Origin of the sequence: Kitasatospora sp. NPDC057223, from assembly GCF_042669755.1 — a bacterium.
Lineage (GTDB): Bacteria > Actinomycetota > Actinomycetes > Streptomycetales > Streptomycetaceae > Kitasatospora.
In genome coordinates, this window is the sequence record NZ_JBHUWW010000136.1 from 1 (window position 1) to 23,919 (window position 23,919).

The 23,919-nt window shown below is 73.0% G+C and carries 24 protein-coding genes and 2 pseudogenes; 14 read left to right on the forward strand and 12 right to left on the reverse strand.

Annotated elements, in window-relative coordinates; translation table 11 throughout:
- Positions 1-227 precede the first annotated feature (227 nt).
- On the reverse strand, positions 228-1,322 hold the full coding sequence (locus ACFUK0_RS33130) for a serine hydrolase domain-containing protein (protein WP_380256427.1): 1,095 nt from the start codon (positions 1,320-1,322) through the stop codon (positions 228-230).
- Positions 1,323-1,870: 548 nt separating this feature from the next.
- On the opposite strand from ACFUK0_RS33130, the gene nhaA reads away from it, so the two are divergent.
- From nhaA to ACFUK0_RS33150, 4 genes are all read left to right on the forward strand, one after another.
- Positions 1,871-3,220, forward strand: coding sequence for a Na+/H+ antiporter NhaA (gene nhaA / locus ACFUK0_RS33135; RefSeq protein ID WP_380256429.1), 1,350 nt, complete (start codon positions 1,871-1,873; stop codon positions 3,218-3,220).
- A gap of 146 nt (positions 3,221-3,366) precedes the next feature.
- Positions 3,367-3,843, forward strand: a complete 477-nt coding sequence (locus ACFUK0_RS33140) for a phage holin family protein (RefSeq protein WP_380256431.1) — start codon at positions 3,367-3,369, stop codon at positions 3,841-3,843.
- A gap of 168 nt (positions 3,844-4,011) precedes the next feature.
- On the forward strand, positions 4,012-5,055 hold the full coding sequence (locus ACFUK0_RS33145) for an alpha/beta fold hydrolase (RefSeq protein WP_380256433.1): 1,044 nt from the start codon (positions 4,012-4,014) through the stop codon (positions 5,053-5,055).
- 144 nt (positions 5,056-5,199) lie between these two features.
- Complete coding sequence (locus ACFUK0_RS33150; RefSeq protein WP_380256435.1) at positions 5,200-5,415, forward strand: hypothetical protein; 216 nt, start codon at positions 5,200-5,202, stop codon at positions 5,413-5,415.
- Positions 5,416-5,476: 61 nt separating this feature from the next.
- On the opposite strand, the gene ACFUK0_RS33155 is transcribed toward ACFUK0_RS33150, so the two are convergent.
- From ACFUK0_RS33155 to nth, 4 genes are all read right to left on the reverse strand, one after another.
- The gene (locus tag ACFUK0_RS33155) at positions 5,477-6,178 is read right to left on the reverse strand and encodes a metal-dependent hydrolase (RefSeq protein ID WP_380256437.1); all 702 of its coding nucleotides are present in this window, start codon (positions 6,176-6,178) and stop codon (positions 5,477-5,479) included.
- Between the two features lie 215 nt (positions 6,179-6,393).
- Complete coding sequence (locus tag ACFUK0_RS33160) at positions 6,394-7,578, reverse strand: MarP family serine protease (RefSeq protein WP_380256439.1); 1,185 nt, start codon at positions 7,576-7,578, stop codon at positions 6,394-6,396.
- Positions 7,579-7,685: 107 nt separating this feature from the next.
- Positions 7,686-8,414, reverse strand: coding sequence for an NUDIX hydrolase (locus ACFUK0_RS33165; protein ID WP_380256441.1), 729 nt, complete (start codon positions 8,412-8,414; stop codon positions 7,686-7,688).
- Positions 8,411-9,268, reverse strand: a complete 858-nt coding sequence (gene nth, locus ACFUK0_RS33170) for an endonuclease III (protein ID WP_380256443.1) — start codon at positions 9,266-9,268, stop codon at positions 8,411-8,413. The genes ACFUK0_RS33165 and nth overlap by 4 nt, the downstream gene beginning before the upstream one ends.
- 294 nt (positions 9,269-9,562) lie before the next feature.
- On the opposite strand from nth, the gene ACFUK0_RS33175 reads away from it, so the two are divergent.
- The 6 genes and pseudogenes from ACFUK0_RS33175 (at position 9,563) to ACFUK0_RS33200 (ending at position 12,762) form a co-directional block, all read left to right on the forward strand.
- Positions 9,563-10,291: a BTAD domain-containing putative transcriptional regulator gene (locus tag ACFUK0_RS33175; RefSeq protein WP_380256445.1), complete on the forward strand. Its 729-nt coding sequence runs from the start codon at positions 9,563-9,565 to the stop codon at positions 10,289-10,291.
- Positions 10,292-10,318: 27 nt separating this feature from the next.
- Positions 10,319-10,563: pseudogene (locus tag ACFUK0_RS33180) on the forward strand (ABC transporter ATP-binding protein); the annotation flags it as partial.
- A gap of 90 nt (positions 10,564-10,653) precedes the next feature.
- Positions 10,654-11,064, forward strand: a complete 411-nt coding sequence (locus ACFUK0_RS33185) for a VOC family protein (protein WP_380256447.1) — start codon at positions 10,654-10,656, stop codon at positions 11,062-11,064.
- A gap of 31 nt (positions 11,065-11,095) precedes the next feature.
- Entirely contained in the window at positions 11,096-11,560 is a 465-nt protein-coding gene (locus tag ACFUK0_RS33190; RefSeq protein ID WP_380256449.1) for a helix-turn-helix transcriptional regulator, read from the forward strand.
- A 5-nt stretch (positions 11,561-11,565) separates the two neighbouring features.
- Positions 11,566-12,201, forward strand: coding sequence for a glyoxalase (locus ACFUK0_RS33195; RefSeq protein WP_380256451.1), 636 nt, complete (start codon positions 11,566-11,568; stop codon positions 12,199-12,201).
- 85 nt (positions 12,202-12,286) lie between these two features.
- Positions 12,287-12,762, forward strand: a pseudogene (locus tag ACFUK0_RS33200) (iron chaperone).
- Positions 12,763-12,801: 39 nt separating this feature from the next.
- On the opposite strand, the gene ACFUK0_RS33205 reads toward ACFUK0_RS33200, so the two are convergent.
- On the reverse strand, positions 12,802-14,520 hold the full coding sequence (locus ACFUK0_RS33205; protein ID WP_380256453.1) for a SulP family inorganic anion transporter: 1,719 nt from the start codon (positions 14,518-14,520) through the stop codon (positions 12,802-12,804).
- A 280-nt stretch (positions 14,521-14,800) separates the two neighbouring features.
- Here ACFUK0_RS33205 and ACFUK0_RS33210 point away from each other — a divergent pair, with 280 nt between their 5' ends.
- Positions 14,801-15,475, forward strand: a complete 675-nt coding sequence (locus ACFUK0_RS33210; protein WP_030392646.1) for a Crp/Fnr family transcriptional regulator — start codon at positions 14,801-14,803, stop codon at positions 15,473-15,475.
- Between the two features lie 122 nt (positions 15,476-15,597).
- Here the strand turns inward: ACFUK0_RS33210 and ACFUK0_RS33215 are convergent, their stop codons facing one another.
- From ACFUK0_RS33215 to ACFUK0_RS33235, 5 genes are all read right to left on the reverse strand, one after another.
- A complete protein-coding gene (locus tag ACFUK0_RS33215; protein WP_380256455.1) occupies positions 15,598-16,419 on the reverse strand; it encodes an MBL fold metallo-hydrolase in 822 nt (273 codons plus the stop codon).
- Complete coding sequence (locus ACFUK0_RS33220) at positions 16,416-16,604, reverse strand: hypothetical protein (RefSeq protein ID WP_380256457.1); 189 nt, start codon at positions 16,602-16,604, stop codon at positions 16,416-16,418. Before ACFUK0_RS33220 ends, ACFUK0_RS33215 begins: the two co-directional genes overlap by 4 nt.
- Positions 16,567-17,478, reverse strand: coding sequence for an NUDIX hydrolase (locus ACFUK0_RS33225; RefSeq protein ID WP_380256459.1), 912 nt, complete (start codon positions 17,476-17,478; stop codon positions 16,567-16,569). Before ACFUK0_RS33225 ends, ACFUK0_RS33220 begins: the two co-directional genes overlap by 38 nt.
- An 84-nt stretch (positions 17,479-17,562) precedes the next feature.
- Positions 17,563-18,033: a RidA family protein gene (locus ACFUK0_RS33230; RefSeq protein WP_380256461.1), complete on the reverse strand. Its 471-nt coding sequence runs from the start codon at positions 18,031-18,033 to the stop codon at positions 17,563-17,565.
- Positions 18,030-18,188 (reverse strand): DUF4177 domain-containing protein, encoded by a 159-nt coding sequence (locus ACFUK0_RS33235; protein ID WP_380256463.1) that lies wholly within the window; start codon positions 18,186-18,188, stop codon positions 18,030-18,032. The genes ACFUK0_RS33230 and ACFUK0_RS33235 overlap by 4 nt, the downstream gene beginning before the upstream one ends.
- 350 nt (positions 18,189-18,538) lie before the next feature.
- Here ACFUK0_RS33235 and ACFUK0_RS33240 point away from each other — a divergent pair, with 350 nt between their 5' ends.
- Both ACFUK0_RS33240 and ACFUK0_RS33245 read left to right on the forward strand, forming a co-directional pair.
- Positions 18,539-19,576 carry an ArsA-related P-loop ATPase gene (locus tag ACFUK0_RS33240; RefSeq protein WP_380256470.1) on the forward strand — a complete coding sequence of 346 codons (1,038 nt, stop codon included), beginning with the start codon at positions 18,539-18,541 and terminating at the stop codon, positions 19,574-19,576.
- Entirely contained in the window at positions 19,573-20,850 is a 1,278-nt protein-coding gene (locus ACFUK0_RS33245) for an ArsA family ATPase (protein ID WP_380256465.1), read from the forward strand. Before ACFUK0_RS33240 ends, ACFUK0_RS33245 begins: the two co-directional genes overlap by 4 nt.
- A 24-nt stretch (positions 20,851-20,874) precedes the next feature.
- On the opposite strand, the gene ACFUK0_RS33250 is transcribed toward ACFUK0_RS33245, so the two are convergent.
- A complete protein-coding gene (locus ACFUK0_RS33250) occupies positions 20,875-21,198 on the reverse strand; it encodes a WhiB family transcriptional regulator (RefSeq protein ID WP_033333275.1) in 324 nt (107 codons plus the stop codon).
- A gap of 412 nt (positions 21,199-21,610) precedes the next feature.
- Between ACFUK0_RS33250 and ACFUK0_RS33255 the strand changes: the two genes are divergently transcribed.
- Positions 21,611-23,893 (forward strand): transglycosylase domain-containing protein, encoded by a 2,283-nt coding sequence (locus ACFUK0_RS33255; RefSeq protein ID WP_380256468.1) that lies wholly within the window; start codon positions 21,611-21,613, stop codon positions 23,891-23,893.
- Positions 23,894-23,919: the final 26 nt, after the last annotated feature.

Sequence of the window (23,919 nt, forward strand, 5' to 3'; positions counted from 1 at the left end):
GCCTGCTCCGCGACATCGCCGAAGGCCGCGAGGTCGGCGACACCACCACCCTCGCCGACAGCAGCGTCATGAACCTCATCCAGTCCCAACTGCCCGCAGCCGGCACCGAAGGCTGACCACCGCCGTACACCGGATCCGCGACACCGGATCCGCGAAGGGCTACCCGGGGCGGTCGTGACCGCCCCGGGTAGCCCTTCGTCCGCATCGGGCACGGCCATCGGCACGGCCTAACCCGTGCGGCGCTCCGCCGCCAGGGTGCGCAGGGTGTCGTACGCGCCCTGGACGAAGCCCCGGCTGCGCATCGGCAGGGCGCCGGCCAGCACGGCCAGGCCGACCTGCGTCCGCGGGCTGAAGCCCACGAAGGCGGTGGCCCCGCGGGTGGCACCCGCGTGGTAGACGAGTTCGTCCTCGTCGTCCTCCCCACCGGAGCCGCCGACCGAACGCTGGTTCCAGCCGAGGCAGATCCGCGCACCGGTGCGGCGCCGTCCGACCCGGGGCAGCCGGACTTCACCGAGGGCGGTCCGCAGTGCCGCCGCATCGGTGCGTTCGGGCAGCGGGACGGCCTCCAGGGCGAGGTGCGCCTGGAGGTAGCGCAGCATGTCGTCCGCCGTGGAGCGCAGCGCCGCCGCGCCGGGCAGGGCCGGCAGCCGGAAGGACGGCACCCGCCGCCCGCGCCGGTAGCCGGTGGCCGGCTCGCGGTCGGGGCCGCAGGAGGTGTCGACGAGGCCCAGTGGCCCGCACACCCGGGCGGCCAGCAGTTCGTCGTACCGCTGGCCGGCCGCGTTCTCCAGCAGCAGGCCGAGCAGCCCGCAGCCGAGGTTGGAGTAGCGGACCTGCGTACCGGGCGTGCCGCGGACGGGCGTCCGGGGCAGTGCGCGCAGCAGGTGGGAGAGCCCGAACGCGGCGTACGGGTCGGTGAACCACCGGGGTACGGCCGCCGGGGTGAAGCCGACGGGCAGCCGGGGCAGGCCCGAGGTGTGGGTGGCCAGGTGGAGCAGGGTGATCGGCCGCTCGTGCGGGTAGCCAGGGGCGGCGTGGGCCGGCAGGTACCGGTCGATCGGGTCGTCGTAGCGGACGTCGCCGCGGGCCGCCATCTCGGCGAGCAGCAGGGCGGTGAACGTCTTGGTGACGGAGCCGATCTCGAAGCGGCTGTCGGCCCGGACGGGGCGTTCGCGGGCCCGGTCGGTGTAGCCGCGGCAGGAGACGGTGCGTTCGTCGCCGCGGATCACTGCCACGGCGAGTCCGCCGGGGGCGGCGCGGAACAACGGTCGGAGCAGGGGTTCGAGGTCTGTCGCCGGACGGTCGGTCAGCTCGGCGTTCATCGCTCGGCGCTCCGGCGGGCCTGGGTCCGGGGCCGGGCCGGGGGCTGCGCGGCAGGCCACCCGGGCGGGGCCGGTGCGGCCGGTGCGGCCGGTGGGACAGGCAGGACAGGAAGGACAAGCTTGGCGGATAACAGGGGCGGGACGCTCTGCGCGCCCTCGCCGCCGGCTATGGAGTACGGCACGGCGCTCAAGCCGTCCGCGTCCTCGCTGGGCATCGGGTGCCTCCGTTTCGGAAGGACGCCGACCGGTCGGGCGGCGCCTGCCACCGACCTTAGGGAGGCGTTCACCCGTCTGCACCCGCGCGGCGCCATTCGGGTCGCGGTCCCCCGACCGGACGGGTCCATGGTCATAAAATGCGCAAAACGGATACCTCCTGCCCGGCTCTCCCACCCAAACCCCTAAACTGTCGACGACGCGGCAAGATCCCGCCCCGGCCCTGACGGGCCGTCCGCCGGATCCTGCCCGGGTCACAGGGCGCGCCGGGAAGTCTGGTCGGCACTGCACCACAGGTGTATCCACCTGCCGTTCCCGCTCCCAGGAGGTCCCCCGTGGCCAGCCAGCCGCCCACCGAGCCCGCACCCCGGGGCCGCCAGTTCCTCGGCCGGCTGTCCCTCCCCGAGCGCACCTACATCACGGACGCACTGCGCACCGAGACGGTCGGCGGCATCCTGCTGCTGCTCGCCGCCGTGGCCGCGCTGATCTGGGCGAACGTCTGGCCGCACGCGTACGAGAGCGTTCTGGACTTCACCGTCGGCCCGTCCTCCCCGCTCCACCTGGACCTCAGCCTGGAGACCTGGGCGAACGACGGACTGCTGGCGATCTTCTTCTTCGTGGCCGGCATCGAGCTCAAGCGCGAGTTCGTCGCGGGTGAACTGCGCACGCCGAGCGCCGCGGTACTGCCCGTGATCGCGGCGGTCTGCGGGGTCGCGCTGCCCGCGGTCGTCTACACCGTGGCCAACTCCGGTGCGGGCGGGCACCCGGCCGGCTGGGCGATCCCGACCGCCACCGACATCGCGTTCGCACTCGGCGTGCTGGCCGTGGTGGGCAGTCACCTGCCCTCCGCCCTGCGCGCGTTCCTGCTGACCCTCGCCGTGGTCGACGACCTGATCGCGATCCTGATCATCGCCGTCTTCTACAGCTCCGGCATCAAGTTCTGGGCACTCGGGCTCTCACTCGCCGGCCTGGTGCTGTTCTGGTTCCTGCACCGCCACGGCGTGCACGGCTGGTACCTCTACGTGCCGCTGGCGTTCGTCATCTGGGCGCTGATGCACGAGAGCGGCGTGCACGCCACGGTCGCCGGTGTGGCGATGGGTCTGATGCTCCGCTGCCACACCGTCGGGGACGAGAAGCAGTCGCCCGGCGAGCACATCGAGCACCTCGTCCGCCCGCTCTCGGCCGGGTTCGCCGTGCCGGTCTTCGCCCTGTTCGCGGCCGGGGTGACGATCTCCGGGTCGGCGCTGGCCGAGGTGTTCACCCAGGCCGCCCCGCTCGGGATCGTGCTCGGCCTGCTGCTGGGCAAGACCGTCGGCGTCTTCGGCGGCACCTGGCTGGCGGCCCGCTTCACCCGGGCCCAGCTGAACCCCCAGCTGAAGTGGGCCGACCTGTTCGCGGTCGCGACCCTGGCCGGAATCGGCTTCACGGTGTCCCTGCTGATCAGCGAGCTGGCCTTCGACGAGGACCCGGCGCTGGCCGACCGGGCGAAGGCCGCCGTGCTGGTCGGCTCGCTGCTCTGCGCGCTGATCGCGACGGTGCTGCTCAAACTGCGCAACCGGCACTACCAGGGGCTGGTGGACGAGGAGAACGCCGACTCCGACGGCGACGGCATCCCGGACGTCTACCAGCAGGACGACCCCGCCTGGCAGGCCCGGACGGGGCAGCGGCCGCACCCGACGGAGTGACGGCGGCGGGCCGTTCCCTCCGGGCCGGGCGGCGGTTACCGGCAACACGCCGCCCCGCCGGGCCCCCGGAGTGGTGCCCGACTGACCGGTAGGGGCATGATTCTGAGCTGTCGACAGTCCGCAGACGCCGCAGAGGAGAACCGCTGATGCCCACAGGAACCGCAGACCCGTCCAGCAACGGCCGGGCGCCGTACGAGGGTGAGCGTTCGGTCGGGCAGCTCTTCGCCGCGGCCACCGCCGACCTGTCCACCCTCGTCCACGACGAGATCGCGCTGGCCAAGGCCGAGATCAGGCAGGACGTCAAGCGCGGCGTCTCGGGCGGCGTCTCGGGCATCGTGGCGGGCGTGGTCCTGCTGGCTGCCATCCCGGTGGGGAGCATCGCGGCGGCGCTCGGCGTGCACGCGCTGGGGATCACGCTCGGCTGGTCGTTCGCGATCATCACCGGCGCGTACGTCCTGCTCGCGATCATCCTCGGCCTGCTGGCCTGGCGGTCCTTCAAGAAGATCGAGCCTCCGCGCCGCACCATCGAGGGCGCCCAGGCGACGGCCGACGTCCTCAAGAACGCCCGGCCGCGTCCCGCCACCAAGGAGGAGATCGACCGGGCCCTGGGCCGCCGCCCCTGACCTCCCGGGCGGCCGCCGGGCTCGGCCCCGGCGGCCCCGCCGACCTCGCCCGGCACCCCGCCCGGCACCCCGCCGGACGGGCCTGCGGCGGACGGGACTACCGCATCGGACGTAGCCGCCACGAGTGCCGGGCACGTGTCCGGCGCCCGGATATGACACGCTCTCGCTATGCCGCTCGACCAGAAGCCCGTGCCCCAGCCCCCGCAGCAGCCGACGCCCGGGGCGGACTCCGAGCCGCCGGGCCCGACGGTCGACGGCGCCCCCGGCCCGTCCGCGACCTCGCGGGCCGCCCGCGCGGAGGCCGCGGACGCCGCGTGGAGCATCCGGCAGGCCGGGCCGTGGACGCACCGCGACCTGGCGGCCAACGGGGCCCGGTTCCACATCGCCGAACTGGGCGAAGGCCCGCTGGTCCTGCTGGTGCACGGCTGGCCGGAGTACTGGTGGGCCTGGCGGCACCAGATGACCGCGCTCGCCGAGGCCGGCTACCGCGCCGTCGCACTGGACCTGCGCGGCGTCGGCGGCAGCGACCGGACGCCGCGCGGGTACGACCCCGGCAACCTGGCGCTGGACATCACCGGGGTCATCCGCTCGCTGGGCGAGCGGCGGGCCCACCTGGTCGGGCACGCCTCCGGCGGGACGCTGGCCTGGGTGGCGGCGGTGATGCGCCCCTCGGTGATCCAGAGCCTGACCGCCGTCTCCGCCGCGCACCCCCGGGACCTGCGCCGCGCCCTGCTGACCGACCGGCGCCAACTGGCCGCCTTCGAGCACGTGCTGAGCTTCCAGCGGCCGTGGATACCGGAACGCCGCCTGGTCGCCGACGACGCCGCACTGGTGGGCCGCTACCTCGACGCCTGGACGGGGCCGAACCAGCTGGAGCGTACGGCGGTGGACGCGTACCGGCAGGCGATCCAGATCCCCAGCACGGCGCACTGCTCGATCGAGCCGTACCGCTGGCTGCTGCGCTCGATGGCCCGCCCGGACGGGATCCAGTTCGCCCGCCGGATGAAGAAGCCGGTCACCGCGCCCACCCTGCACATCCAGGGGGCGGCCGACCCGGTGCTGCTCGCGCACACGGCGCTCGGCGGCGGCGAGTACGTGTCGGCGCCCTACCGCTGGCGGCTGCTGCCGGGGGTCGGGCACTTCCCGCACGAGGAGGCGCCGGAGCAGTTCTCGGCGGAGCTGATCGACTGGATCGGCACGCACAAGGGCTGAGCGGTCCCGGCACCGGTCATGGCGACCGGGTGCCAGGGCCGGAGGTCCCAACTTCCTTTATGTTGCACACATATGACAATCGCATAGGCCAATTCAGCGACCGGGAAGCGATTACGCCAACCGGCCCACGGGCATCCATCCGGTATGACCTGGATGCCCGATCGCAGCGCAGCGCCGCGCAGTCGACGCCGAAGCAGCCGCAGCTCGCAGAGCCCCGCCCACCGGTCCGGCTGGGCGGACGACCTCGGCTACGACGAGGCGGAGCACCCGCAGGGCGCGGGCCCGCAGCAACTGGGCATCCCCCGCATCATCGGCCGCCGCGCCCGCTGGGTGGGCGCACGCCTGCGGCGCGAGACCTGAGGCCCCGCGCCGCCCACGTACGCACCGATGCCGCCGCCCGGAGACCGGGCGGCGGCCGGCGTCAGCCGAGGACCCCCGGCGAGACCGCCGTGAACCAGAGCAGCGCGAAGGTCGCCACCGACATGATCGGCACCAGCACCTTCGTCTCGACGTTGTTGCCGCTGCGCTTGATCAGCACGATCTCGTAGCGCTCCTTGTGCGGCCAGAGCAGCGGCGCGCCCTTCTTGGTGAGGCAGTCGCCCAGCAGGTGGGCCAGCGTGCCGAGGGCGACCGCGTACGGCAGCCAGCCCGGGGCGCTGGGCATCCACTTGTTCATACCGGCCGTGCCGAGGGCGGCCAGCCCGATGATGGTGATCCACATCGTCGGTCCGTCCCCCGGCGGGTGCAGCCGCAGCGCCCGGATCGCCAGGGCCAGCAGGAAGAACGTCAGGCCCAGGGTGAAGTTGCGCCCGAGGAAGGTCACGCCCGCCCACGCCCCCGCGCCCATCAGCGCGACGAACAGCAGCGAGTGGGTGGCGTGCCGGTGCCCGCCGGAGGCCCAGGCGACGAAGCGGCAGAGCGCCTTGGAAATCGGCCCGAGGAAGTTGGCGATCGTGCCGTCGTGGTGGTCGAGGTCGGGCAGCAGGGCGGCGCCCGCGCACAGCACCGTGCCCATCAGGATGTCCGCGGGCGCGAGCGTGGTGTGCAGGAGCAGCGGGGGCAGGAACGGCGCGGAGGCCGCGTACAGCAACGCGCCGCTGACCGCGTGCGAGTGACCCATCATGGCGTTGTCTCCGTCATGTCGCTGCCTGACCTCCCGTCGGGGCCCCGCCGTGACAGCCCGGTTGGGCCGTACGGGTGAGCCGCGCCGACGCTACCAGGCGCGTCCGGCGAACCGCCCGGCCTCCGTCAGGATCCGGCCGGGCCGGCGCGGTGCGAACCGGGACCGGCCGGGCCGGAGCAGAGCGGGCCGGAGCAGAGCGGGCCGGGCGCCCGGCGTCAGAGCGCGCAGCCCTCGGTGTCCACCCGGGCCGTCGCGGTACTGCCGCGGTCGGCGTCCTCGCGGACCTCGGCGGCGGTGAGCACGTAGCCGGTGTCGGCGCTGTCCAGCGACTTGGCGAAGACCACGCCGAAGACCTCGCCCTCCGGGGTGAGCAGCGGGCCGCCGCTGTTGCCCTGGCGCACGAGGGAACGCACCGAGTACACGTCGCGGACGACCTGGCCGCGGTGGTAGATGTCCGGGCCATTGGCCTGGATCCGGCCGCGGATACGGGCCGGCTGCACGTTGAAGCCGCCGTTCTCGGGGAAGCCGGCGACGATCGCGCTGTCGTTGGTCCGGGCCTCGCCCGCGAAGGCCAGCGGGGGCGCGGTGAGTTTCGGGACGTCCAGCACGGCGATGTCGCGCTGCCAGTCGTAGCGGACCACGGTCGCGTCGTACAGCGGCCCGGTGCCGCCGATCTGCACGGTCGGCTCGTCCACCCCGCCGACCACGTGCGCGTTCGTCATCACCCGGTGCGGGGCGAAGACGAAACCACTGCCCTCCAGCGTCTTGCCGCAGGACGGCGCCGTGCCGACCACCTTCACCAGGGACTGCCTGGCCTTCGCCACCGCCGCGCTGCCGGCCAGCGCCGGATCGGGCGGCGAGACCTCGGTGATCGGCTCGTGCTCGAAGGGGTTGAAGACCTGCGGGAAGCCGTTGCGGGCCAGCACCTTGGAGAAGTCGGAGAACCAGTTGGGTGCGTCGCTCGGGAGCGCCTCCTGCACCCCGCCGAGCACGGTGGACGTCCGGACCTGCTTGGAGACGGTCGGCAGTGACGTTCCGGCCAGGGCCGACCCGATCAGCCAGGCCACCAGCAGCATCGAGATCACGTTGACCACCGAGCCGCCGGCCGCGTCCAGCACCTTGGCCGGGCGCCGGTCGATGTGGCCGCGCAGCTTCCAGCCGAAGTGGGTCGTGACGGCCTGGCCGACCGCCGCGAGCACGATCACCACCACGACCGCGACCACCGAAGCGGTGGTGCCGGGGCTGAGATGGCTGAGCAGCAGCGGGAGCAACTGGACGGCGACCAGCCCGCCCCCCAGGAAACCGAGCACCGACAGGACGCCCACCACGAATCCCTGCCGGTAGCCGGACACGGCGAAGCCGATGGCGGCGGCGATCAACAGCAGATCCAGGACGTTCACCCGGACACCCTCCCACGGCCTCACCCCGGGGCGGGTACCTGGCTCCGTGCCCAGCTCCTGCCCCGCCCGCCGCCGGCGCAACCGCGGACGGGCCGGCGCCCCGGCGGCTACCCGGCCGCCGGGGTGTCGCTCAGGCTCCGGGAGCCGGTCAGGTCGCCGCGGGCGAGGCCGAGCGCCTCCTCGGACAGTGCGATCGTCCGGGAGGAGTCCCAGGGGCGCTCCAGACCGCTGTGGTGCAGCATCCGGTCGATCACCCCGGCCGTGAAGCCCCAGACCAACCGGTCCGCCACGGTGAAGGCCGGACCGGTGTGCCCCGAGGGGTGCCGCAGCCTGGCCCGGTTGGCCGGATCGGTCAGTTCGGCGATCGGCACCCGGAACACCGCCCCGGTCTCGGCCTCGTCCACCGGCGCGACCGGGCTCTCCCGGCGCCACCAGCCGAGCACCGGCGTGACGATGAACCGGCTGACCGGGATGTACAGCGCCGGCAGCGTGGCGAACACCTGCACGCCGGACGGGTCGAGCCCGGTCTCCTCCCACGCCTCGCGCAGCGCCGCCGCGACCGGCCCGCTGCCGTCCGGGTCACCGTCCTCCGGGTCCAGCGCGCCGCCGGGGAACGACGCCTGGCCCGCGTGCGAGCGCAGCGAGCGGGCCCGCTCGATCAGCAGCAGGTCGGGGCCCGACGGCCCCTCGCCGAACAGCATCAGCACCGCCGACCGGCGGCCGCCCTCGGCCGGCGGCAGGAAACGGCTGAGCTGCTCCGGCCGGACGGTCTCCGCCGCCTCCCGGACGGGCAGCAGCCAGCCCGGCAGGCCGTCCCGCTCGATCGGCGCGCTCATCCGGGCTCCCCGTCCGCCCCGGCGCCCGCGCCCGCATCCGCACCGAGGGGGGACGCCGCCTGCCCGGGATAGCCCTCCGGCGGCCGGAGCCGCTGGCCCGGCCGGCCGCCCAGTTCGTACTTCAGCAGCTTCGCCGCCTTGTCCGGGTCGGTCTCGCCCTCCCCGTACGAGGGGCAGAGCGCCGCGACCGGGCACGCCCCGCAGGCCGGCCTGCGGGAGTGGCAGACCCGCCGGCCGTGGAAGACCACGCGGTGCGACAGCATCGTCCACTCGGACTTCGGGAAGATCGCGGCCACCGCGGCCTCGACCTTCTCCGGGTCCTCCTCGGCCGTCCAGCCGAAGCGGCGCGCCAGGCGTCCGAAGTGGGTGTCCACGGTGATCCCGGGTACGCCGAACGCGTTGCCGAGCACGACGTTCGCCGTCTTGCGGCCGACGCCGGGCAGGGTGACCAGGTCCTCCAGGCGGCCGGGCACCTCACCGTCGAAGTTGTCCCGCAGCGCGGCCGACAGGCCGAGCAGTGAGCGTGCCTTCGCCCGGAAGAACCCGGTCGGCCGGATGATCTCCTCCAGCACCTCCGGCTCGGCCGCCGCCATCTCCTCCGGCGTGGGGTACTTCGCGAACAGCACCGGGGTCGTCTGGTTCACCCGCAGGTCCGTCGTCTGCGCCGACAGCACCGTCGCCACCAGCAACTCGAACGGGTTCTCGAAATCCAGCTCGGGATGCGCGTACGGATACAGCTCCGCCAGCTCCCGGTTGATCCTGCGCGCCCGCCGCACCATCGCCAGCCGCGACTCCGGCTTCCTCGCCTTCACCGCTGGTCCGGCGAGGGACTTCCGAGCCTTGCTCTCTGCCATGAAGGCAGATTACGCCGGATGCCACCGGCTCCACGTGAGATCTCCGGGTCGGGCCGCGGGACGGGACCGCCGGCCGGGCGCGATTCCGGTGGAGCGGGTGCCCGCCGTGGCACTGCGGCGCATCACCACGAGCCGTCACGGCATCACGGCATCACGGCGCATGCGGCGCAAATTGTTTCTGCAAAATGACGAAAGAGTCTTGCAAAGCCTCCGTCGGCGGGTGCATGGTTCAAGCCGATTGGACTGCGGGTGAACGTTCGACGGGGTGTGAGTGGCGTGGAAGCAGTGTTTCGCATGCTCGGACGGGTACGTCAGGACGATCCGGAGGCAGGGGCCCTGACGGCGGAGATCGGCGGCGGCAAGGCACGCACCCTGCTGGTCACGCTCCTCCTGCAGGCGAACCGCACGGTCACCGTGGACCGGGCGGCCGAGGCCCTCTGGGACGGGGAGCCGCCCCGGTCGGCGGTGGCCAACATCCGTACGCACGCCAGCTTCCTGCGCCGCCGGCTGAGCCACGGCGCCGGCCTCGTGGGCGGGGACGGCGGGTACGTCCTCAAGGTCGGCACCGAGTACTGCGACCACCTGGTGTTCCTGCGCCGGGCGGCCGACGGGCGGGCCGCGCTGCGCGCCGGCGACGGCGCCGGGGGCACGGAGCTGCTCATCTCGGCCCTGGCGCTGTGGGACGGGGACCGGGCCGCGGTGGGGGTGCCCCGCCACGGCCCGCTGGCGGGCTGGCTGGGCCACCTGGAGGAGGAGCGGATGCGAGCCGTGGAGGACCTGGCCGGCGCCTACCTGCACCTCGGGGAGCCCCGGGCGGCGCTGCGGGACGTGAACGCGCTGCTCGCCGTGTCACCACTGCGCAACCGGAGCTGGGCCCTGCGGATGCGGGCCCACCACGCCCTGGGTGAGCGCGGGAACCTCGCGGAGGCCTACCGGGCGGCCGTCCTCGTGCACCGCAGTGAACTGGGCATGGGCCCGGACGGGCAGCTCAGGCAGCTGTTCGAGGAGCTGGCCACCACCTGACCTCGCGTCAGAAGCCGGGGTCCGGGCCCCGGAGTCCTGCGTGGATCGCAGCAGCGGGTGGCCATCGCCCGGGCGCCGGCCAACCGGCCGGCCCTGGTGATCGCGGACGAGCCGACCGGCCGGCTGGATTCCGACACCGGACGGGCCGTCATGGAGCTCCTGTGCGAGGTGGTCGGCAGCGAGGGGTCACCGCGGTGGTCGCCACGCACGACCCGCAGCTGATGGAACTCGCCGACCAGGTGGTGGAGATCCGCGACGGCGCCGTGGTCTGACCGGGCGCTTCGCCCCGGGCCGGGGGCCGGTCGCCGGACCGGTCAGGAATCGAGAAGCCCCGGCTGCGGGCCGCGGCTAACGTGACGGACATGGACATCACCATTCACACCAGCGTCCTTCCGCACGACGACCCGGATGCCGCCGTGGCCTTCTACCGCGACGTCCTCGGCTTCGAGGTCCGCAACGACGTGGGGCACGGCAGGATGCGATGGATCACGGTCGGCCCCGTCGGCCAGCCCGGCACGTCCATCCTGCTGGCGCCGCCGGCCGTCGACCCCGGGATCACCGAGGACGAGCGCCGCACCGTCCTCGAAATGATGGCCAAGGGCACCTACGGCTGGATCCTGCTGGCCACCCGGGACCTCGACGGCGTCTTCGAGAAGGTGCAGGCCGGCGACACCGAGGTCGTCCAGGAGCCGACCGAACAGCCGTACGGCGTCCGCGACTGCGCCTTCCGTGATCCCGCGGGCAACCTGGTCCGCATCCAGCAGCTCCGCTGAACCGTTCCTGACGGACGAAAGGAGTCACCGCATGTGCCATCCAGCCTGGGGGCGCGCGCTCACCGCGGCGCAGCACCTGAGCGACCTCGCGCGGCTGCGCCGCGTCCGTGACCGGATCGACCGGGAGTACGCACAGCCGCTGGACGTCGAGGCACTGGCCCGCGGCGCGCACATGTCGGCCGGACACCTCAGCCGGCAGTTCCGGCTCGCCTACGGCGAGGCGCCCTACCGCTACCTCATGACGCGGCGCATCGAGCGCGCGACGGCGCTGCTGCGCCGGGGCGACCTCAGCGTCACCGAGGTCTGCCGCGCGGTCGGCTGCTCCTCCCCGGGCACCTTCAGCACCCGCTTCACCGAGCTGGTGGGCATGCCGCCCAGCGTCTACCAGCGCCACGTGGCGGGCGCCGCGGCGGGCATCCCGCCCGGCGTCGCGAAGCAGGTGACCGGACCGGCCAGGAATCGAGAAGCACCCGCCCCCGAGCCGTACCTGGCGTGAATGCCATGACCTCCACCGAATCCCTCACCCTTGAGGTGGCCGATCCCGCGGCCGCCGAGCGCTTCTACACCGCCTTCGGCCTGGGTACCCGGCTGGGCCTGCGGGCCTCGGAGGCGCCGACGACCGGCTTCCGCGGGTTCGCGCTGTCGCTCACAGTGTCCCAGCCGTCCGTCGTCAACGCCCTCGTGGGCGCCGCCCTCGACGCCGGCGCCACGCCGTTGAAGCCCGCCGCGAAGTCGTTCTGGGGCTACGGCGGCGTGGTACGGGCTCCGGACGGGACGATCTGGAAGGTCGCCACGTCGGCGAAGAAGGACTCCGGCCCGGCCGAGGTGCGGATCGGCGAGATCGTGCTCCTGCTGGGCGCCTCGGACGTCGCCGCGAGCCGGCGGTTCTACGTCGGCCAGGGCCTCGTCGTGGCGAGGAGCTACGGCCGCAAGTACGTCGAGTTCGCCGCCGGGCAGAGCCCCGTCAAGCTGGCGCTGTACGGGCACCGCGCCCTCGCCAAGGACCTCGGCGTCCCGGTCGACGGCACCGGCTCGCACCGGCTCGTGATCGGTGGCGGCGCCGCCGCCTTCACCGACCCGGACGGGTTCGCGTGGGAGGCCGGAGCGTCGCTCGCCGCGCCCGCACCCGCGTCCTGACCCTGACCCTGGCCCTGGCCCTGGCCCGACCGACCGACCGACCGACCGACCGTTCCACCAGACCGTTCCAGAGGGGAAAGCTGTCATGAAGGACATTCAGAAGTCCGCCGGGAACACCGCCACGGCCGAGGAGAAGTTCGACGGATTCACCGAGGAGGAGCGGGACGCGATGAAGGAACGCGCCCGGGAACTGAAGTCCGCCGCCCGCCGCGGTCCGCGCGCGGCGAAGGCGGACCCGGAGACCGAGGTGCTCGCGAAGATCGCCGAGATGGAGGGGCGGACCGCTCCCTCGCCGAGCGGCTGCACCGGATCGTCGGCGCCAACGCGCCGTCCCTCGCGCCGAAGCTCTGGTACGGGATGCCCGCGTACGCCAGGGACGGCAAGGTCGTCTGCTTCTTCCAGAGCGCGCAGAAGTTCAAGACCCGGTACGCCACGCTCGGCTTCAGCGACCAGGCGAAGCTCGACGAGGGCACCCTGTGGCCGACCACCTACGCCCTGGCGGAGCTGACCGCCGACGGCGAGGAGCGGATCGCCGAGCTGATCCGGAAGGCCGTGGGCTGAGGCGGGCGGTCCAGGCCGGGGTGCGCGGCCCCGGCCCGGTCAGCCGGGCGGGGCGGCGGGAGTGCGTCGCGCGGCGATCCACGCCAGGGCCTCGGCGTGGGCGCGCTCCAGCGGCGCGAGGAGCGGCCCGTCCGCGGTGATCACCGCGTCCTCGCCGAGCCGGTCGGTCAGGCCGGTGCGCCGCAGCAGGTCGACGAGCGCGGGCTGGACGCCGGCCAGGACGAGCCGGCCGCCCTCCTCGCCCAGCCTGCGGTGGTAGCGGCGCAGCGCCTTGAGGATGGCCGAGGACGGGATGTCGGGGGCGGTGCGCACCACCAGGACGAGAACGGCGTCGCGGGCGCCCGCGACATCGGGCAGCTCACCCGTCAGGTTGGGGAGTTCGGCGAACAGGCTGACCCCCTGGTAGTCGAGGACGGTGACCTCCCCCGGCGCCAGCCGCCCCGGGACGGGCCCGGTGGTCCACCGGCCGTCCTCGTCGCGGACGAGCGCGGAGAGCCGGGCCTGCCGGGCCGCCTGCACGCAGTACAGCAGCAGGGAGAGCACGGCGCCGATGACGATCGCCTGCTGGAGCGGGAGCTGAGTGGTGGCCAGGAAGGTGACGGCCATCGCCGCGCTCGACAGCTTCGAGGTGCGCAGCACCAGCAGGATGTCCCTGCGCTTGCCCCAGATCAGTTCGCCGCCGACGACCAGGATCAGGCCGCCGATGACGGGCATCGGGATGCGCTCCGCGAGCGAGCCGCAGAGCAGCACCACCAGCGCCAGGAACACTCCGGAGATCACCCCCGCCCAGCGGGTGCGGGCTCCGGCGGAGGCGGCGACTCCGGTGCGGGAGAGCGAGCCGCCGGAGGGCAGCGCCTGGAAGAGGCCGCCGCCGATGTTGGCCGCGCCCTGGGAGACGAAGTCGCCGTTGACGCTGGAGCGGCTGCCGTCCGGGTTGGGCATCGACGGGGAGATGCCGGCGGCCTGCGCCAGCGCGACGAGCGCGACCGACACCGCCCCGCCGACCAGGTGCGGCACGGCGCTCAGGTCGGGCGCGGAGAAGCCGGGCAGGGCGGCCGGGATCCGGGCGATGTCCTTGACCTGCTCCACATCGGTGCCCAGGGCGGCCACGCCGGCACTGACGACGACCATGGCGATCAGCAGCGCCACCGGTTCCAGCCGCCGCACCGAGCGGGCCACCGCCCAGACCGCGACGGTCAGCACCGCGACCACGGTCGGGGCGAGCTGCCAGTGGCCGATCGAGGCGAGCCAGTCCGCGAGCTGGTGGAGCCGGTTGTGGCCCTTGGGGTCGTACCCGGTGGCGTCCTCCAGCACGCCGGTGATGATCTGCAGGGCGATCCCGGTGGCGAAGCCGGTCATCACGGCGTTGGAGACGAAGCTCAGTACGACGCCCAGCCGCAGCACCCCCATCAGCAGCATCACCACGCCGACCATGAGGGTCAGGGTGGCGACGTTGCCCGCGTCGTGCGGGTCGAGGCCGGCGCTGCTGAGCACGCTCTGCGAGGTCAGTGCGATCGCGCTGGTGAGCGTGGTGACCATGAGCACGGTCGGCGCGGTCAGCGAGCCGAGGATCGGCGGCACGACACCCGCGTACAGGCCGGCCACCGGGTTGAACCCGGCGATGCTCGCGTACGCCATGCCCTCCGGGATGCTGAACAGCCCTGTGACCATCCCTGACGTCACGTCGGCCGGCTTCGGCCGGCCCAGTCGGGAGAGCCTGCTCCGGAGCCGGCCGCCGACCTGCTGGCGTGTCCGCATTACGCCATCTGAACATCACTCAGTGACTTGTGCATCTCGTACGGCGGCCGGCCGGCCCCGGCGCGCGGACCGGGCCCGGAGCCGTCGGCGGCCCCGATCGGGAGGCCCTGACCAGCGGCGCCGATGTAACCGATGAGTACGAATGGCCCCGTACAGTGCTCACCGGCGCACCCCCTCCTCATATGATCGGAGCGACATGCGCCATGCTTGGTGATGCAGAGCACTGTACGGACTTGCGCCGCCCGACCCGACCGGCGGGCGGCCGAGAAGGAGGAAGCACGTGGACGACGTTCTGCGGCGCGCCGCACTCTTCGCGGCACTCGACGACGAGCAGGCCGGCGAGCTGCGCGCTTCCATGACCGAGGTGACCCTCGCCCGTGGTGAGTCCCTGTTCCACGAGGGGGACCCGGGTGACCGCCTCTACGTGGTCGCCGAGGGCAAGGTGAAGCTGCACCGCGCCTCGCCCGACGGCCGGGAGAACATGCTCGCGGTGCTGGGCCCCAGCGAGATGATCGGCGAGCTGTCGCTGTTCGACCCGGGCCCGCGCACGGCCACGGCGAGCGCGCTCACCGAGGTCAAGCTGCTCGGCCTCGGCCACGGCGACCTGCAGCCCTGGCTGCACGCCCGCCCCGAGGTCTCGATCGCGCTGCTGCGGGCCATCGCCCGCCGGCTGCGCCGGACCAACGACGTGATGTCCGACCTGGTGTTCTCGGACGTTCCCGGCCGCGTGGCGAAGGCCCTGCTGGACCTCTCGCGCCGCTTCGGCGTGCAGTCCGACGAGGGCATCCACGTGGCACACGACCTCACCCAGGAGGAGCTGGCCCAGCTGGTCGGCGCCTCCCGCGAGACGGTCAACAAGGCGCTCGCCGACTTCGCCGGCCGCGGCTGGCTGAAGCTGGAGGCCCGCGCGGTCGTCCTGATGGACGTCGAGCGGCTGTCGCGCCGCTCGCGCTGACGGCGCACGGACACGAGCGGGGCCCGTACGCCGGTGGCGTACGGGCCCCCTCGCATGCCGGCCCGGAGCACGCCTCGGGTCACGCCTCGGCACCGGCCTCGGATCAGCCCTCAGCCCCGGCCTCAGATCAGGCCGTGGTCCTCCAGGTAGCGCAGCTGGGCGAGGACGGACAGTTCGGCGGCCGGCCAGAGCGCCCGGTCCACGTCGGCGTAGACCCGGGCGACGACCTCGGCGGCGGTGCGGCAGCCGGCCTCGACGGCGGTCTCCACCTGGGCCAGCCGGTTCGCCCGGTGGGCGAGGTAGTAGTCGACCGCGCCGAGCGCGTCCGCGAGCACCGGGCCGTGGCCCGGCAGGACCGTCCGGACGCCGTGCTCGGAGGCCATGGTGTGCAGGCGGCGCAGCGAGTCCAGGTAGTCGCCGAGCTGCCCGTCCGGGTGGGCGACCATCGTGGTGCCGCGGCCGAGCACGGTGTCGCCGGTCAGCACGGCGCCGTCGGCGGGCAGGTGGAAGGTCAGCGAGTCGGAGGTGTGGCCGGGGGTGCCGACCACCCGCAGGTCCAGGCCGCCGACCTCCAGCCGCTGCCCGTGCCGCAGGCCCTCGTCGCCGAGGCGGTGCGCCGGGTCGAGCGCCAGGACCTTGGTACCGGTCAGCTCGGCGAACCGGGCCGCGCCCTCGGCGTGGTCGGCGTGGCCGTGGGTGAGCAGGGTCAGCGCCACGCGCCTGCCCTGCTGCTCGGCGGTCGCGATGACCCGGCGCAGGTGCGCCTCGTCCAGCGGGCCGGGGTCGACGACCACGGCGAGGTCCGAGCCGGGCTCGGCGAGCAGCCAGGTGTTGGTGCCGTCCAGCGTCATCGGTGACGGGTTCGGTGCCAGCACGCAGAGCGCCCGGGGGGTGGCCTCGCCGCCGATGCCGGCGGCGGGGTCACCCGGGAGAAGACCGCTCACCGGCCGCCCTCGCAGCTGCGGTGCAGCTGCCGCACGAGCGGGCGCACCAGCGGGCGCAGCCACGGCTCCCCCACGGTCCGGTGGCCGGTGCCACCGCCGAGAGTGCGGGGCGTCAGGGTGTGGGAGGTCAGGGTTCGGGCGGGCAGCTCAGGCGCCGTCCGGCGATCCACGTCGTTGTGAGTCATCGGGCGATGGTCCTTCCTGGGGGTAGTTTCCGTCGATGGTCAGCTCTTCATACCCTGACCATCGCACCGTCATTCGATCACCCGCCACCTCGGCCCGGCCGAGGATCGGGTCCAGTCCGCGGCCCTTCGCCGCGTCCAGGGCTTGGGCGGCCGCACGCAGCGGCAGCAGTTCACGCAGCACGGTCACGGTCGGCGGCAGCATGCCGTACAGACCCTGCTCGTGGCCCAGCACGGCGTCGGCCGGGGTGAGCCAGGCGACCCGGTCGGCCTCGCCCACCTCCTGGGCGGCGAGCTGACCGGGCGGCAGCACGGCGACGAAGAACCAGGTGTCGTACCGGCGCTCCTCGAACTCCGGGGTGACCCAGCGGGCCCAGCCGGCCAGCAGGTCGCTGCGCAGCACCAGGCCGTGCTTGCGGAGGAAGTCGGCGAAGGACAGCTCGTGCGCCTCCAGGGCGGCCCGCTCGGCACTCCAGTCACGGGGCTCCGCCATGGTGTCGGCGTCCGGCCCGGCCAGCAGGACGCCGGCCTCCTCGAAGGTCTCCCGGACGGCCGCGCAGACGACCGCCTGCGCCGTGCCCGCGTCCACGCCGAGCCGCTCGGCCCACTCCTGCGGGCCCGGACCGGCCCAGCCGAGCTCGCCCTCGGCGTCGCGCTCGTCCACCCCGCCGCCCGGGTAGGCGTACATCCCGCCCGCGAACGCCATCGAGGTGCGGCGGCGCAGCAGGTAGGCCTCCGGCCCGGCGGCCGCGTCCCGCAGCAGCACGACCGTGGCCGACGGCCGGGGCGGCGGCGGCGTCACCTCGCCCGCCAGCACCGCCCGGATCCGGGCAGGCCAGCCGGGCGGCATCGCGAGCGTCTTCGCCGGGTGATCCATGCCCCGGATGCTACGCAGCCGGAGGCGGGGTTGGACAGAGCCCGACCCCGCCGGATTCCGTCCGGCCCTCCCGGCCCGCAGGCCTCAGGCCTGCGGCTTCAGCCGGACCTGGACCTCGACCTCGACCGGTGCGTCCAGCGGCAGCACCGTCACGCCGACCGCGCTGCGCGCGTGCACGCCGGCCTCGCCGAACGCCTGGCCGAACAGCTCGCTGGCGCCGTTGACGACACCGGGCTGGCCGGTGAAGTCGGGGGCGGAGGCGACGAAGCCGACCACCTTGACGACCTGCTCGACCAGGTCGAGGTCGCCGATCACGGACTTCACGGCCGCGAGGGCGTTGAGCGCGCAGGTCTGCGCCAGCTCCTTGGCCTCCTCCGGGGTGACCTCGGCGCCGACCTTGCCGGTGGTCCGGAGCTTGCCCGCCACCATCGGCAGCTGGCCGGAGGTGAACACGTGGTCGCCCGAGCGGACGGCCGGCACGTACACGGCGACCGGCGGCGCCACCTCGGGGACGGTCAGGCCCAGTTCGGCCAGCCGCCTCTCGACCTGGCTCATGCGGCCTTCTCCCGCTTGAGGTAGGCCACCAGCTGCTCCGGGTTCGGGCCCGGAACGACCTGGACGAGCTCCCAGCCGTCCTGGCCCCAGTTGTCGAGGATCTGCTTGGTGGCGTGGACGAGCAGCGGCACGGTTACGTATTCCCACTTGGTCATGCGCTGACTCTAGACGAGGCGGACACCCCCCAGGCGCCGCACCGAGCGCGTCGGGCGGAGCGGCGGCAGGGCGCCCGCGGGTGTGAGGTGGGCCACAAAGGGGGCATGAATCAGGCTCGGGTGCACCGCAGCTCCCGGCATCGGGCGCGGTCCCTGGTTACCCTCGCGGGAGGGCACCTCGCGGTGCCGGCCCTCGGAACGGACGGAGACGGAGCGTGGCACGCACCCCCGACCAGGCGGCCCGGCGCGACCCCGGCGGGGCGGCCGGTGCCCGGGAGGACGATGCGCCGCAGGACGATGCGCGGGAGGACGGCCGCGGGCGCGGGGCCGGCGACTGGGAGGGCGTCCGGCTGCACGTGGTCAGCGGCAAGGGCGGCACCGGCAAGACGACCGTCGCCGCCGCACTGGCGCTCGCACTGGCGGCGGAGGGCGGCCGGACCCTGCTGATCGAGGTCGAGGGCCGGCAGGGCATCGCCGAACTGTTCGGCATCGCCGCGCTGCCGTACCAGGAGCGCCGGATCGCCTCGGTCTCCGCCGCCCAGCTCGGCCTGCCGACGGACGGCGTCACCGGCAGCGGCAATGGCGGCAGCGGCGGTGAGGTGTTCGCGCTGGCGATCGACACCGAACAGGCGCTGCTGGAGTACCTCGACATGTTCTACAAGCTCGGCCGGGCCGGCAAGGCCCTGCAGAAGGTCGGCTTCGTCGACTTCGCGACCACCATCGCGCCGGGCGTGCGGGACGTCCTGCTCACCGGCAAGGCCTGCGAGGCCGCCCGCCGCAAGGGCCCGGACGGACGGCGGGCGTACGACGCGATCGTGATGGACGCACCGCCCACCGGACGGCTCACCAGGTTCCTCAACGTCAACTCCGAGGTCGCCGGGCTGGCCCGGTTCGGCCCGATCCACTCCCAGGCGCAGGCCGTGATGCGGGTGCTGCGCTCACCGGAGACCGCGGTGCACCTGGTCACCCTGCTGGAGGAGATGCCCGTGCAGGAGACCGTGGACGGCTTCGCCGACCTGCGGGAGGCCCAACTGCCGTTCGGCGGGGTGCTGGTGAACATGGTCCGGCCGCCGGTACTGGACGCCGCCGCGGTGGCCGCGGTGGACGGCGACCACCGCGAGGAGGTCGCCACCGCCCTCGGCGAGGCGGGCCTCGGCGGCCGGGCCCGGACCGGGACGGCCGTCCGCGCCGCGGTGGAACCACTGATCGACCCGCTGCTGGAGCAGGCCCGCGAGCACGCCGAGCGGGTCGAACTGGAGCGGGAGCAGCGGGCCGACCTCCAGCAGCTCAGGCTGCCGACGTACGAGCTCCCGCTGCTCAGCGAGGGCGTCGACCTCGGCGGCCTGTACCGGCTGGCCGGCGAGCTGAAGCGGCAGGGGGCGGCATGACGGGCACGGCGAAGGACGGCGCAGCGGGCGGGGCCCGGGGCACGACGACGGGCGGCGCGACCGGCGGGGTCCGGCGTACGACGGCGGGCGGGCCCCGGAGCACGGCGGCGGGCGGGGTGAAGGGCGGCCGGGTGCTGGCGGTCGACCGGCTGATCGACGACCCGGCGACCCGGATCGTGGTGTGCTGCGGCTCCGGCGGCGTCGGCAAGACGACCACGGCGGCCGCGATCGGGCTCCGGGCTGCGGAGCGCGGGCGGAAGGTGGTCGTCCTGACCATCGACCCGGCCCGCCGGCTCGCCCAGTCGATGGGCCTCACCGAGCTGGACAACACCCCGCGCGTGGTCAAGGGCGTCACCGGCGACGGTGAGCTGCAGGCCATGATGCTCGACATGAAGCGCACCTTCGACGAGGTGGTGCTCGCCCACGCCGAGCCCGAACGGGCCAAGGCGATCATGGAGAACCCGTTCTACCAGTCCCTGTCGGCCGGCTTCGCCGGCACCCAGGAGTACATGGCGATGGAGAAGCTCGGCCAGCTCCGGGACGCGGACGAGTGGGACCTCATCGTCGTCGACACCCCGCCGTCCCGCTCCGCGCTGGACTTCCTGGACGCGCCGAACCGGCTCGGCTCCTTCCTGGACGGGAAGGTGATCCGGATGCTGGCGGCGCCGGCCAAGGTCGGCGGCCGCAGCGCGATGAAGTTCCTGAACGTCGGCATGGGGCTGCTCACCGGCACCCTCGGCAAGATCTTCGGCGCCCAGCTGCTGACCGACGTCCAGACCTTCGTCAGCGCCATGGACTCGATGTTCGGCGGCTTCCGCGAACGCGCCGACCGGACCTACCAGCTGCTCAAGGCACCGGGCACGGCGTTCCTGGTGGTCGCGGCGCCCGAACGGGACGCGCTGCGCGAGGCCGCGTACTTCGTCGACCGCCTGGCGGCCGACCGGATGCCGCTGGCCGGTCTCGTCCTCAACCGGGTGCACAGCACGGGTGCGCCGCAGCTCACCGCCGAGCGCGCGCTGGCGGCGGCCGAGGCCCTGGAGGAGAACGGATCGGAGACCGCCTCCCCCGAGGCCGAGCTGCTCGCCGCCGGCCTGCTGCGCCTGCACGCCGAGCGGATGCAGATCATGACCCGCGAACGGCGCACCAGGGACCGCTTCGTGTCGGTGTACCCGGACGTGCCCATCGTCGAGGTGGCCGCCCTCCCCGGGGACGTCCACGACCTGGACGGGCTGCGCGCCGTCGGCGACCGCCTGGGTGCCACGGCGGAGCGGTGACCCGCCCCGGCGCGACCCGCCGGCTCAGCCCGCCTGCGCGTAGTCCGTCAGGATCACCCCGGTGGCCAGGGACTCCTCGTACTCCGTGCGTGCCGTCTCCAGCAGCCGCCGCCACGACATCACCGTCGGGCGTCGGCGCAGCAGCGCCCTGCGCTCGCGCTCGGTCATACCGCCCCACACCCCGAACTCCACCCGGTTGTCGAGTGCGTCCGCGAGGCACTCGGTGCGTACGGGACACCCGCTGCACACCGCCTTGGCGCGATTCTGCGCCGCCCCCTGGACGAACAACTCGTCCGGATCACTAGTGCGGCAGGCTGCCTGCGCACTCCAGTCGTCTACCCAGCCCATGCCGGCGCCGTCCTCTCCCGAATCGAGGCTCCCCCACGGCGGCAACGGCATATTCACCGTTGCCAGTTGAGGACGTTACGGAAGAACGGCAGGTTGCAACAGCCCCTTCGGGCCCAATCTCGAATGACCCGATTGGACTATGGGTACCGGTTAGCTCACTCGTTGGAGTGATCGCAGGTCGCAGGCCTTGCCAAGGCCACTCCGGCAACTCTCGCCACGCGGACAGGCACAGAGAGTCACTGAAATGGCGGTGTATTACCCGATGCAGCTACCCCAAAAGCGGGCATACCGGGCAATTCTCATCACTCACACGAGTGAAGGAAGCTCACGCAGCGAAGCTGTCGCAAGCTTGTGACAAGCGTAGGCGAACACCTGCCCCCATGTGCGGGATTCGGAGACGTAGTGTTCTCCCATGGCACCGAAGCGCCCCACGGCACCCCAGCGCCCCGGCAACCCAGATCCCCAGCGTGGCCGGCGCAGCAGCTCACCGCTCGACCACGTGGGGAACGGGGTGAAGTTCCTGGGCGTCAGCGTGCTGTCCGGCGTCCTGCTGGCCGGCATGGCCCTGCCCGCCGTCGGCGCCCTCGGCCTCACCGCCAAGAACACCGCCGAGAGCTTCTCGGACATCCCGGACGACTTCAAGACGCCGCCGCTGTCCCAGGCCTCGATGATCTACGACTCCAAGGGCGGCCTGATCGCCAAGGTCTACGAGCGCGACCGGACGGTGCTGACCGCCGAGCAGATGGCGCCGGTCATGCGCCAGGCCCAGGTGGACATCGAGGACGCGCGCTTCTACGAGCACGGCGCCGTCGACCTCAAGGGCGTCCTGCGCGCGGTCAGCAAGAACGCGGAGAGCGGCACCACCGCCCAGGGCGCCTCGACGCTGACCCAGCAGTACGTGAAGAACGTCAACGTCGAGAAGGCCGGCGACGACACCGCGGCCGTCCTGGAGGCGCAGCGCAAGACCCTGGGCCGCAAGATCCAGGAGCTGAAGTACGCGATCAAGCTGGAGGAGGACCTGACCAAGGACCAGATCCTCACCAACTACCTCAACATCACCTTCTACGGCCACCAGGCGTACGGGGTCGAGGCCGCCTCGCAGCGCTACTTCAGCAAGAGCAACAAGGACCTGACCATCGCCGAGGCCGCCGCGCTGGCCGGCATGGTGCAGAACCCGTCGCAGTACGACCCGGTCCGCTTCCCGGAGAACACGCTCAAGCGCCGCAACGTGGTGATCGACAAGCTGCTGGAGAACAAGCACATCACCGCGGACCAGGCCAAGGAGGCCAAGGCCACCCCGCTCGGCCTGAACTACAAGGACCCGCAGAACGGCTGCATCACCGCCAACGCGGGCATGGGCTTCTTCTGCGACTACGTCCGCCACGTGGTCAAGCAGGACCCGCTGTTCGGCAAGACCGCGGCCGAGCGCAAGAAGCTGTGGGACCAGGGCGGCCTGAACATCTACACCACCCTGGACCCGGACAAGCAGGCCGCCGCGCAGAACGCCGTCACGTCCAAGGTGAAGGTCACCGACACGGTGTCGGCCGCCGCCACGATGATGGAGCCGGGCACCGGCAAGATCCTCGCCATGGCCCAGACCCGCCCCTACGGCCTGGACCCGAACAAGAACCAGACCGTGGTCAACCTCAACGTCGACGCGGCGATGGGCGGCGGCAACGGCTTCCAGACCGGCTCGACCTTCAAGCCGATCCTCGCGGCGGCCGCCCTGGAGTCCGGGATGTCCCCGACCCAGGCGTTCCCGTCCGAGAACAAGATCGAGTACCCGCAGATGTCCACCTGCAACGGCACCTGGAAGAACACCGCCAAGGGCAAGGACCGGAGCGTGGGCAACGAGTCCGCGAGCGAGGTCGGCCCGTACGAGCTCAAGCAGGCGATGGCCCTCTCGGTCAACACCTACTTCGTGCAGATGGAGCAGCAGGTCGGGCTCTGCGCCATGAAGCAGATGGCCAACAAGCTCGGCATCAGCCAGACCTCCAAGGGCGACCCGTTCGCCGAGGTCCCCTCGATGGTCCTCGGGACGCTCGAACTCAGCCCGCTGACCATGGCGAACGTCTACGCGACCTTCGCCGCCCGAGGCAAGTACTGCACCCCGGTCGCGATCAACAAGATCACCACCGTCGACGGCAAGAACGTCGACGTCCCGCAGAGCACCTGCAGCCAGGCCTTCTCCGAGAACACCGCGGACGCGCTCAACACCGTCCTGCTGAACGTGACGGAGAAGGGCACCGGCGCCTCGCTCCAGCTCGACGACGGCCGGAAGATCGCCGGCAAGACCGGTACCACGGACAAGAAGAAGGCCGCCTGGTTCAGCGGCTACACCCCGCAGCTCGCCACCTCGGTCTGGCTCGGCGGCCCGGCCGGCGGCGTCGAGATGAACAACATCAACATCGGCGGCCACTTCTTCGAAACCGTCTTCGGTGCCTCCGGCCCCGGCCCGATCTGGCAGATGGCCATGAACCAGGCCCTCAAGGACGCACCCGCCCTCAACTTCCAGACCATCAACATCCCCGACCCCGCACCCAAGGTCGACCCGAACGCCACCGCCAGCCCCGGCGCCACCCCGCCCAGCGGCGACGCGGCCAACCCGGGGGCCGTGATCGGCGGGATCACCCTGCCGCCCGGCATCATCGGCGGCAACGGGAACGGGAACGGCAAGCCCGGCGGCGGCCACTGAGCCCGCCCGCACGAACGCCCGAGGGC

What these genes read in the sequence shown, in the direction of transcription:
- ACFUK0_RS33130 (WP_380256427.1), bottom strand. Translation starts at nt 1,322, where the DNA reads ATGAACGCCGAGCTGACCGACCGTCCGGCGACAGACCTCGAACCCCTG.
- ACFUK0_RS33140 (WP_380256431.1), top strand. Translation starts at nt 3,367, where the DNA reads ATGCCCACAGGAACCGCAGACCCGTCCAGCAACGGCCGGGCGCCGTAC.
- ACFUK0_RS33145 (WP_380256433.1), top strand. Translation starts at nt 4,012, where the DNA reads ATGCCGCTCGACCAGAAGCCCGTGCCCCAGCCCCCGCAGCAGCCGACG.
- ACFUK0_RS33150 (WP_380256435.1), top strand. Translation starts at nt 5,200, where the DNA reads ATGACCTGGATGCCCGATCGCAGCGCAGCGCCGCGCAGTCGACGCCGA.
- ACFUK0_RS33155 (WP_380256437.1), bottom strand. Translation starts at nt 6,178, where the DNA reads ATGATGGGTCACTCGCACGCGGTCAGCGGCGCGTTGCTGTACGCGGCC.
- ACFUK0_RS33165 (WP_380256441.1), bottom strand. Translation starts at nt 8,414, where the DNA reads ATGAGCGCGCCGATCGAGCGGGACGGCCTGCCGGGCTGGCTGCTGCCC.
- nth (WP_380256443.1), bottom strand. Translation starts at nt 9,268, where the DNA reads ATGGCAGAGAGCAAGGCTCGGAAGTCCCTCGCCGGACCAGCGGTGAAG.
- ACFUK0_RS33175 (WP_380256445.1), top strand. Translation starts at nt 9,563, where the DNA reads ATGCTCGGACGGGTACGTCAGGACGATCCGGAGGCAGGGGCCCTGACG.
- ACFUK0_RS33185 (WP_380256447.1), top strand. Translation starts at nt 10,654, where the DNA reads ATGGACATCACCATTCACACCAGCGTCCTTCCGCACGACGACCCGGAT.
- ACFUK0_RS33190 (WP_380256449.1), top strand. Translation starts at nt 11,096, where the DNA reads ATGTGCCATCCAGCCTGGGGGCGCGCGCTCACCGCGGCGCAGCACCTG.
- ACFUK0_RS33195 (WP_380256451.1), top strand. Translation starts at nt 11,566, where the DNA reads ATGACCTCCACCGAATCCCTCACCCTTGAGGTGGCCGATCCCGCGGCC.
- ACFUK0_RS33205 (WP_380256453.1), bottom strand. Translation starts at nt 14,520, where the DNA reads ATGCGGACACGCCAGCAGGTCGGCGGCCGGCTCCGGAGCAGGCTCTCC.
- ACFUK0_RS33220 (WP_380256457.1), bottom strand. Translation starts at nt 16,604, where the DNA reads ATGACTCACAACGACGTGGATCGCCGGACGGCGCCTGAGCTGCCCGCC.
- ACFUK0_RS33225 (WP_380256459.1), bottom strand. Translation starts at nt 17,478, where the DNA reads ATGGATCACCCGGCGAAGACGCTCGCGATGCCGCCCGGCTGGCCTGCC.
- ACFUK0_RS33230 (WP_380256461.1), bottom strand. Translation starts at nt 18,033, where the DNA reads ATGAGCCAGGTCGAGAGGCGGCTGGCCGAACTGGGCCTGACCGTCCCC.
- ACFUK0_RS33235 (WP_380256463.1), bottom strand. Translation starts at nt 18,188, where the DNA reads ATGACCAAGTGGGAATACGTAACCGTGCCGCTGCTCGTCCACGCCACC.
- ACFUK0_RS33245 (WP_380256465.1), top strand. Translation starts at nt 19,573, where the DNA reads ATGACGGGCACGGCGAAGGACGGCGCAGCGGGCGGGGCCCGGGGCACG.
- ACFUK0_RS33250 (WP_033333275.1), bottom strand. Translation starts at nt 21,198, where the DNA reads ATGGGCTGGGTAGACGACTGGAGTGCGCAGGCAGCCTGCCGCACTAGT.
- ACFUK0_RS33255 (WP_380256468.1), top strand. Translation starts at nt 21,611, where the DNA reads ATGGCACCGAAGCGCCCCACGGCACCCCAGCGCCCCGGCAACCCAGAT.